This is a genomic window from Mesorhizobium sp. WSM4848 (assembly GCF_055811375.1).
This window is the reverse complement of sequence record NZ_JBVVPX010000072.1, coordinates 1-8,401: the sequence shown is the minus strand read 5'-3', so window position 1 is coordinate 8,401 and position 8,401 is coordinate 1. Positions and strand designations below refer to the sequence as shown.

Annotated in this window: 5 protein-coding genes and 3 pseudogenes; 2 read left to right on the top strand and 6 right to left on the bottom strand. The window is 56.2% G+C overall.

What is annotated here, in order from left to right; all coding sequences use genetic code 11:
• Positions 1-882: 882 nt before the first annotated feature.
• From AC0L16_RS33035 to AC0L16_RS33010, 6 genes and pseudogenes are all read right to left on the bottom strand, one after another.
• A pseudogene (locus tag AC0L16_RS33035) lies at positions 883-1,403 on the bottom strand (IS5 family transposase); the annotation flags it as partial.
• Positions 1,404-1,758: 355 nt separating this feature from the next.
• Entirely contained in the window at positions 1,759-2,292 is a 534-nt protein-coding gene (locus AC0L16_RS33030) for a M24 family metallopeptidase (RefSeq protein ID WP_473625711.1), read from the bottom strand.
• A gap of 24 nt (positions 2,293-2,316) precedes the next feature.
• Positions 2,317-2,910: an aminopeptidase P family N-terminal domain-containing protein gene (locus tag AC0L16_RS33025; protein WP_473625709.1), complete on the bottom strand. Its 594-nt coding sequence runs from the start codon at positions 2,908-2,910 to the stop codon at positions 2,317-2,319.
• Positions 2,911-2,967: 57 nt separating this feature from the next.
• Positions 2,968-3,708 (bottom strand): amino acid ABC transporter ATP-binding protein, encoded by a 741-nt coding sequence (locus tag AC0L16_RS33020; RefSeq protein WP_473625712.1) that lies wholly within the window; start codon positions 3,706-3,708, stop codon positions 2,968-2,970.
• Between the two features lie 125 nt (positions 3,709-3,833).
• Complete coding sequence (locus AC0L16_RS33015; protein ID WP_473625708.1) at positions 3,834-4,808, bottom strand: amino acid ABC transporter permease; 975 nt, start codon at positions 4,806-4,808, stop codon at positions 3,834-3,836.
• A 59-nt stretch (positions 4,809-4,867) separates the two neighbouring features.
• Complete coding sequence (locus AC0L16_RS33010) at positions 4,868-5,704, bottom strand: transporter substrate-binding domain-containing protein (protein ID WP_473625707.1); 837 nt, start codon at positions 5,702-5,704, stop codon at positions 4,868-4,870.
• 1,237 nt (positions 5,705-6,941) lie between these two features.
• Between AC0L16_RS33010 and AC0L16_RS33005 the strand changes: the two are divergent.
• Together AC0L16_RS33005 and AC0L16_RS33000 are read left to right on the top strand one after the other, a co-directional pair.
• Positions 6,942-7,554: pseudogene (locus AC0L16_RS33005) on the top strand (recombinase family protein); the annotation flags it as partial.
• A gap of 347 nt (positions 7,555-7,901) precedes the next feature.
• Positions 7,902-8,027, top strand: a pseudogene (locus tag AC0L16_RS33000) (IS3 family transposase); the annotation flags it as partial.
• Positions 8,028-8,401 lie beyond the last annotated feature (374 nt).

Here is an 8,401-nt window from a genome sequence, read left to right as displayed (position 1 = left end):
CAAGATGAGGAGCGTGACGCCCGGCTTCTTGAGCTCGACGGCAAGATGGGCACAGTTCGGCTCTGTGCGCCGCCGCGATGCCAAAGTTGCTGACCCAGGAGGTAATCTTCAGTGCCGAAAACCGGCCGGTCTTTGATTGGAATGGTGGCCGGCTTCAAATCGGAATGGTGGTCGGTCTTTGATCGGAATGGCGGCCGGCTTCACGTCGGACTCCGCACCCGGTCAACCGGGACCCCGCATTCACGATCTATCTCGGCCACACTCACGTCACCGACACATACGGGTATCTGCAGGCAACGCCGATCCTGATGGGGCAGATCGCGGCAGCCGGCGAGGCCTTGCATCTAGGAGCCCGCACTTGACCACGCTGGCTCCTCATCTCGCCACCTTTCTACGAGAGCACCTGCCGTACGAGCGGCGGGCGAGCCATGAGGGGCTGCGGAAACATTTAGACGAGAAGTCGGTCATCGACCGCGACCAAAGACAAACATCTGGGTTCGGCGAGTGCGGGGCGCCACTATCAACGCTAAGCCCTGTCTGTCGATCGGCAACGAACTGGCTGGTAGCGCACCACCGTTGGTCCGCCCCGGGCTTGCTTTCCTATTCCCGCATCTCGGCGACCGCCAAGCCCTGCTCGATGTCCTCCTGGCTGAGAGTCAATTAGCGCATCGAGCTACTCGGAAGGGCGGCCGAAGTGATGTCGCTTCATGGCCTCAATTACGGCTCGCAAACGGGTGGTCTCACTGAGCGCCGCATCGGAATCTGCGTCGGCATCTCGAGATGCTGCGCCCGCTCGGCCGGCATTAGCAGCGTAGCGATTTTGGGCCAGTAGGAGGGTTCCTCCGTCGGCTTCCACCTTGCAGATTATCCGATCCGACTAAATTAGGCCGTAGACTCATAAGCGCGGAGCCACAGCCGCATTGAAGCGAGCTGGACCATGGCAAGGAAGTTGGCTGCGAGCTTTATCATAGCGGGTGGCGACGCGGCGGAAGTGTGGACGTGCTTCAGCTTGGAGAAGAACCGCTCGATGAGGTTTCGCTCGCGGTAGAGCCGCTTGCTGAAGTAGGGCTTCCATCGCCGGTTGCTCTTGGGCGGGATGTTGGGCGTGGCGCCCTGATCCTGGATCAGTTCGCGGATGCGTTCGGGGGCGTCATAAGCCTAGTCAGCCAGCACGATGGTGCGCGGGCCGAGGTGGTCGAGCAGCGTGTCCGCGATCTGCCCGTCATGCGTCTGTCCAGCCGTCAGCCCAAGCCGGATCGGGAGCCCTTGCGCGTCGACGACGACGTGGATCTTGGTCGTGAACCCGCCGCGCGATCGGCCGAGACAATGATCTGCACCCCCCTTTTTGCCGTCGCGGCATGCTAATAGGCGCGAACGGAGGTGCTGTCGATCATCTGGATGTCACCCGTCGTGCGCGGCGGTGATGGCATCCAGCGCCACTCGAAGTCGGTCAAATCATATCGGCTCACCCCGACACTGAATCAGCATGGCAGCCCGAACGGAAGTCCATGCCGTTCAAACTTGAGAGCATCAGTGCTATATCGCCAATGCGGCGGGGGAAGGACACCTCGCAACAGGCACCAGAGGGTAATGCTGATCGCGCCCAGGGTCTTGGGCACCGTCTGCGTAATAGTCAGGCGCAGACCTTAGCCCCGCCGCACAAGCTCGCTTCCCTGTTTATGGGTTCACGACCTAAACTGCGGATTTCAAGCTCGCGAGGACCCAACGGCAAATGGGCTTCTATGCTGCGGTCCTTCGTTAGTTTTTTCCGTCATTACTCGAGAACAACCGACGTTCCGTCTTGGTTAGTCTTTCGCCACCATTCGGACCGACTAGAACATTCTCGCTAATTGCGATACCTCCGCCGGATGTATACATGTGGAAGACCATGCCTTCCTCGAGTACCCATTCCGAATTTGGCAGAAAGACCCACGTGAAGTCACCGCCTTTGTGTCTCTCCGAATAATATCCTAACATATAACCGGTAATATTGGTGTAGGTTTCTCGGAGACCTGCATCTAGTGCTCCCTGCCGCATGATCCGGTCGACGTCATTCGCGACCGCCTTAGGTTTCATTGCTGCGATCTGCCTATCCTGAAGTTCGACCATCTTCTTGGATTTGGCATCCAATTCCGGCGTGATATCTCCCAAAACGACGCAGCGCATCATGCGCGAACTGTATCCTTGAAAAGTAGGAATGAGTTCGATGTGGAGCACCTCTCCTTGCTGGAGAGGCGTGTCGTGCACGTGACCGTGCAGAAAGGCCCAGCCCTCGCCTTTGGAGGCAGTCATGACGCCAGGATGACCGGCGTCGGCTCAGTGGCGAATATAACCTTCTGCAGCTATGCGGACAGCCTCCCGCTCTGTGAAGCCTGGCTTCACGGCTTGGACGATCTCCTGCATCGTGGCGTCGGTGATGGCGGCGGCCTTGCGAAGTTTATCAATCTCAGCCATTGACTTCAGCTTGCGCTGCTTCCAAGATAGATTGTCTACATCGACGAAGTCGACCTGAGGCAACTCGCGCTTCAGGGCCTCAAATGTTTGAACCGTAAGCGCATTGCTCCTCAGGTCAACGCCAATCCGTGCTCGATCCAGGCCACGCTGGCGGATCTTCTCGGCAATTGCCGTGGGCGCGTCTACCCAGTCGGGAAAGCCAACGATATCCTCGACCCAAGTCCTTTCACGCAAAGGAGCGACATCTATTGACCTTAGTACAAAAAATGCCTCGCCTTTTGTGGGAATAAGGCCGGCCCGATAGATGGCTTGACCTGTCTCGTAATTGAAGTAGTAAGCCATAGCCTCGTATTCGTCGATGAGCAGCGCATCGAGTTCGCGAGCGCGCAGATCGGCGCGCAGCCGTTCCAAGCGGTTTTGGATTTCACTCAGAATAGACTGCACTTTCATCTCCATGCGCTTCTGCGGAACAGATTAGACAATAACGGCGGCGCCCTTATTGAATTGGCCGGTTTAGTGCGAGAGGATCTGGCTGAGGAACAGTTTCGTTCTTTCGTGCTTCGGCTTGGTGAAGAAGTCGTGCGGCGTGCCCTCTTCGACGATTCGACCTGTATCCATAAAGACTACTCTGTCGGCGACGGAGCGGGCGAAGCCCATCTCGTGGGTGACGCAGACCATGGTCATGCCGTCGCGAGCCAGGCTGCTCATGGTTTCGAGCACTTCGGCGACCATCTCCGGATCGAGCGACGAAGTCGGCTCATCAAAAAGAATGACCGCCGGCTCCATGCAGAGGGAACGTGCAATCGCCACGCGCTGCTGCTGGCCTCCGGAGAGTTGAGCCGGATATTTGTTCGCCTGCTCGGGGATGCGCACACGCTCGAGGTATTTGAGCGCGAGTTCCCTGGCCTCTGCCTTGGGCACTCGCTTGATCCACATCGGGGCGGCCATGCAGTTCATCAGAACCGTCATATGAGGGAAGAGATTAAAATGCTGGAACACCATTCCGACGTTTTTGCGAACTTCGACCAGGTTGCGCATCTGGTTGTGCAACCTGATCCCGTTGACGGTAATCTCGCCCTCCTGGTGCGCTTCGAGCCGGTTGAAGCAACGGATCAGAGTTGACTTTCCTGAGCCGGAGGGCCCGCAGATGACGACTCGCTCGCCTTTGTGGACAGAAAGGTTGATTTCATTCAGTGCCCTGAAGCTGCCGTACCACTTCGAGACATCTTTAGCTTCAATGACTTTGTCGCTCACTGCCGCTTGCTTCTGGACAAATGGGTTCCGATCCGAAATCGACCTGACTTGCAACACATGGGGGGGCGCCTCAGTAGGGTCGAGCACAGCTGACACATCCTGCACTCGGCTGATTTTGTCAGCCATTATCGCACCTTGTTCTTGGAAAAATGACGTTCGATGCGGGACTGAAGTAGCTCGAAACAGATCGACATCGTCCAATAGATGATTGATGCCGCTATAAGCATCTCCATGATCTGGAACGTCGGCTGGCCAATCTGGCGAGCAATGAAGGTCAGCTCCCAAACGCCGAGGACTGACACAAGTGAGCTGTCTTTAAGCATCCCGATGAACATATTCCCCATTGGTGGAATAATAACAGGAAGCGCCTGCGGTAAGATAATCCTACGCATGGTGAGACTGAAATTGAAGGCTAGCGACCGTGATGCTTCCCATTGGCCTCGGTCGATGCTCCCGATGCCCGATCGAAAGACCTCTGCCATATATGCCCCATAACACAGTGAAAGGGCCAACACACCTGAAGGTACCGCATCGATCACATAGCCAAGCTGCGGTAGGCCAAGGTAGATTAGGTAAATCTGCATAAGAAGCGGCAAGCCGCGGAAGAAAGAAGTGTAGAAACTGGCAATGGCGTAGGCGAACCCGTTACTAGACAGCTTCGCTATAGCGGCAATGATACCTATCAGCGAGCCAAACACCAGCGAGATCGCCGAAACATAGAGTGTCGTCACGACTCCCTGAGTGATCAGGTAGGGTACATTCTTCAGGATGAAAGGTACGTTCAGGTCGAACGCCTCGAAGAACGCAAAAAATAGGATCAGCAGCTCGAACCACACGACGCCGATTTGCAACTTCAGCGGAGCCAAACCGATTAGCACGAGATTGAAGCAGAAAATCAAAGCAATCACGAATGCAATCGCGAATCGCCCGTAAAGCCCGCTCCCAAGCGGATCTCCAATGATCGGACTCATCAGCTCGCCGATGGTGGTGCCGGTGAGATTGAACATAAGAGCAATTGCAAACACCAGCATAAAAACCGAAGCTATAAACCACGGTTTGTGGACGAGTACATCGGACTCAACAGTATCCTGATATAACATGACCGCCTCTGATAAGCTGCGGCCCGGGCAAGCCTGGGCAGCTCAGTTTGCGACATCACCTACTCGCTGGCGATATCTATACCATACCACTTCATCGACAACTTAGAGAGTGTGCCGTCATCTTTCATGCTCTTGATGGCAGCTGCCACTTTGTTAGAGAATTCCTTATCGCCTTTTTCGATAGCAATTGCCCCTGGTGCCGAGAACAAGGGCTGGTCAAGTACTTTTACAGGGCGGCCGGCCTTGACTGCGCCGATCGCAGACAACTGGTCAGCAAGGGCCGCATCAAGCCGAACTCCTTCACCGAGTCGAAGGTCGTCCATGAGAACAGATGTCCCTTGATAGGTCCTCACCTCGCCCGGCGTAAACTGGTACTGTATCGGCTTAGCGTTAATCCAATCCGGATTCAGATTGTGGTTAGCATAGCTCTCATCAGTAGTGCCTGCTGCGACGCCGACCACCTTTCCCTCGAGCTCCGAAAGCTTGGTTATTTTGCTATCTTTGTGAACGAGCGCGACCTCCTTGGTGTAGGAGTACACGGCCGGGAAATCGAATTTTTCGGCGCGCGGCTTTGTCGGGGTCATTTGGCCCATGGCCAGATCCCAACGCCCCTCCCACTTGCCTGCGACAATGATGTCCCAGCCCGGGGTAACGAATTTGATATCCGCTCCCAGGTATTTCGCGATGCCCTTGGCGACGTCAATTTCGTAACCATCAAGCTCGTGGTTTTCGTTCAAGAACGATGCGTTGGCCCAGTCTGAAGAGGTCGCCACCGTCAGCGTCTTTGTCGATTGCACTCGGTCGAGTACGTCGCCAGCATTTGCGTTGGCCGTCAAGGCCATTGACGTAACTGCGAACGAGGCTGCAGCTGCTATGATCGTCCTAAAGCTGTTCATGTATCCTACCTCCCTTATTATTCATACCGTTTTGATCGGGCCAATTCACCTTCTGAGATGTGAATTGGATGCACGCTTCAAGCAGCGGCGACCGCTCATTCCTCCGTGCCATTCACTACTGCCGGGTGGCATCAGGCTAAACCTGCATCCGAAGCGTCCGACAGTGGCTTGGTCGATTGCGCTTCCGAAAGCGCGGAAACGCTTTCATTTGGTCCAATTTATCACTCACTCGAAATCTCCGCGTGAGGTACTTTTCTGTGTCGATTTGTTCACAGATCGGATCGTAGCAAACGCCGCAATAGCTCTTCCGCGAAATAGCCGTTGCTTCTGCAGGAAATCAGCTATTTTTGCGCAATCCCGCACAAATTCACCATCATTGGAGGACTTGAGCGGATGGACACACAAGCCTAGGTGCACGCCGATCCGTGTCGACCGACTGATCGGCCATACTCAAGCCTCGTATCGAACAACCCCCTTTTACCAATTGCGGTTGCGCGGGAATTGCGCTGTTCGGCGGCTGTTTTGTCACCGGAATGATCATTACCTCAACTCAAATGACCTGAGATCCTTGTTCCCTCTAGTCAATGGAGAGCCCGGAGCTTCATTCTGGGCCTCATGCGGCCTGTTTTTCCAGCGCTATTTTGATGGCGAATTCGACGGGCGTGATGTTTCCCCAGGGCTGAGTGTGGTTTGTTCCGGTTGTACAACTCGACCACGGAACGCCCACAAGACCGATGTTGAGCGCCAGCTTCTTTATATCATGGCATCGCTGGGCTGAGCGGCAAGTCTTTATTCATGAGGTGATCGAGAAGGATGACGTGGCGGTCTTCCGCTGCGCCCTTTCTGGCCAGCCATTGCACCGGTGGCTGGAGATTCCGGCGTGGATGTTTGACCGGGTGGTCAGCTCGAACTGGCGCATCACGACTGCTCCGCTTGTCAACCCTGCCGCGATCGGCGCCCCTGGCGATCCTACTCCGGGGGGCGGCTGCCCCATCGCAATCGCAGGAGAAGGGCGCAGCATTGGGCTCTCAGATTCGAAGCGGGGAGATATCCATGCCGCGCCAACCCACGACATACCAGTTCAAACTGTTTTCAAACCCGAACGACGCCAAGACGGTGCAGACGCCGCAATGGCAGGCACTGCCGCCGAGACGCGTCGATCAGTGACAAAGCTGATGGTCAGCCTGATCCTCGATAACGCCGAACAGCGACCGCACTCCCGCACAGGAGGCGCGTCATGATGCATGAGAAGATCAGGTCGCATCATCTGGAGCGCAAGGCGATCCTGTATGTGCGACTGTCGTCAGCCTATCAGGTCCTGCACAATCGCGAGAGCAGCACGTTTCAATACGCGATGCGACCGTCTGACGGCGCTCGGTTGGTCTCGCATCGACACGATCGACGACGATCTCGGCCCTTCGGCCGCCGGCACGGTCAGCCGCGCCGGTTTCGACCGGATAGTCGCAGAGGTCTGCCTTGGCATTGGTGCGGTTGCGGCGCGAGAGGTCTCGCGCTTTGCCCGCAACAGGCACGACTAGCAGCAGCTCATCGAGATGTGCCGCGTCTTCGACACCGTGCCGATCGACCAGGAGACGGTGTATGCACCGCGACAGGGCAATGACCGATTGCTGCTGGGATTGAAAGGGCAAGTCTCAATGAGTACGAGCTCGATCTTCTGCGCCAGCGTTCGCTCTCGGCCCGCTACGAGAAGGCCGCCGTAGCGAACTCATTGTTGCTGCCCCATCCGGATCGCCGCGTGCAGGAATTTATCACCCTGGTCTTCGACAAGGTCTTTAAGCTCGGCAGTTCCCGGCCTGATCTGGTTCCTCGAGCATGGGATGGATTCGCCGGCGGTCCTGCACAGGCGAATCGACCCGGATCATTCGAGGAGCCGGCCTTGGTGTCCGTGGGCGGGGAGGTGTTCGAAATCGGAGGAACGTTCTGATCAACTTTATCGATGAGCCGATTGTGGAGCGACACTTGAAGAAGCCGTTGTCGAGAGGGCGGCCTCCTGCTTCCACTGGACCAGGAAGAGTACCACTGGTCAACGCGGCCTCGTCAGACGCCTGGAATGAAAGTGCTTAGACGCACCTTGGAGCAGGATGGCTTTGCCGTCGTTGATGGAATGCTCCGGCCAGCACTCCTTGCCGACATCAGTCTCCCGGAGGTCATGTCTGAGCGGGTATACAGCACGATCGTTTATCCGAAAACCATCCGGGTGGATCAGGGTAGCGAGTTCACCTCTCGCGACCTCGACCTATGGGCCTACACCAAGGGCGTCATCCTCGACTTCTTGCGCCCGGGCAAGCCGGCGGACAACGCCCGGTCAAGGCATGCAGCCTCGTTAGGTATGGTGACTTCAGCAACATCAGCGCCCCTCTAACTTGAAGTACGAGCGCCGGAAACAAGACTGTTACAGAAAATCTTAGATCTTTAACTCAACGAACGCGCATTTTAGGAGATTATGGTCCCACGTTTTTTTGGGTGCCACTCGTGATAGTTGCCTTGTCGGTCTCCGTCCATCTGACTCTGCTAAATTCACGAAGCGGGCACTCATCGGTCCGACCCTCATACTATAAGCCGGCCTGACAGGGCCGCAGGCTGCCAAATTCGCGAGAGTCTATGAACAAGGAGATTGCCACTATGGAGAAGAAATTCGCGCATTCGAACGATGCGAGCATCGCGATATTTGAGCGC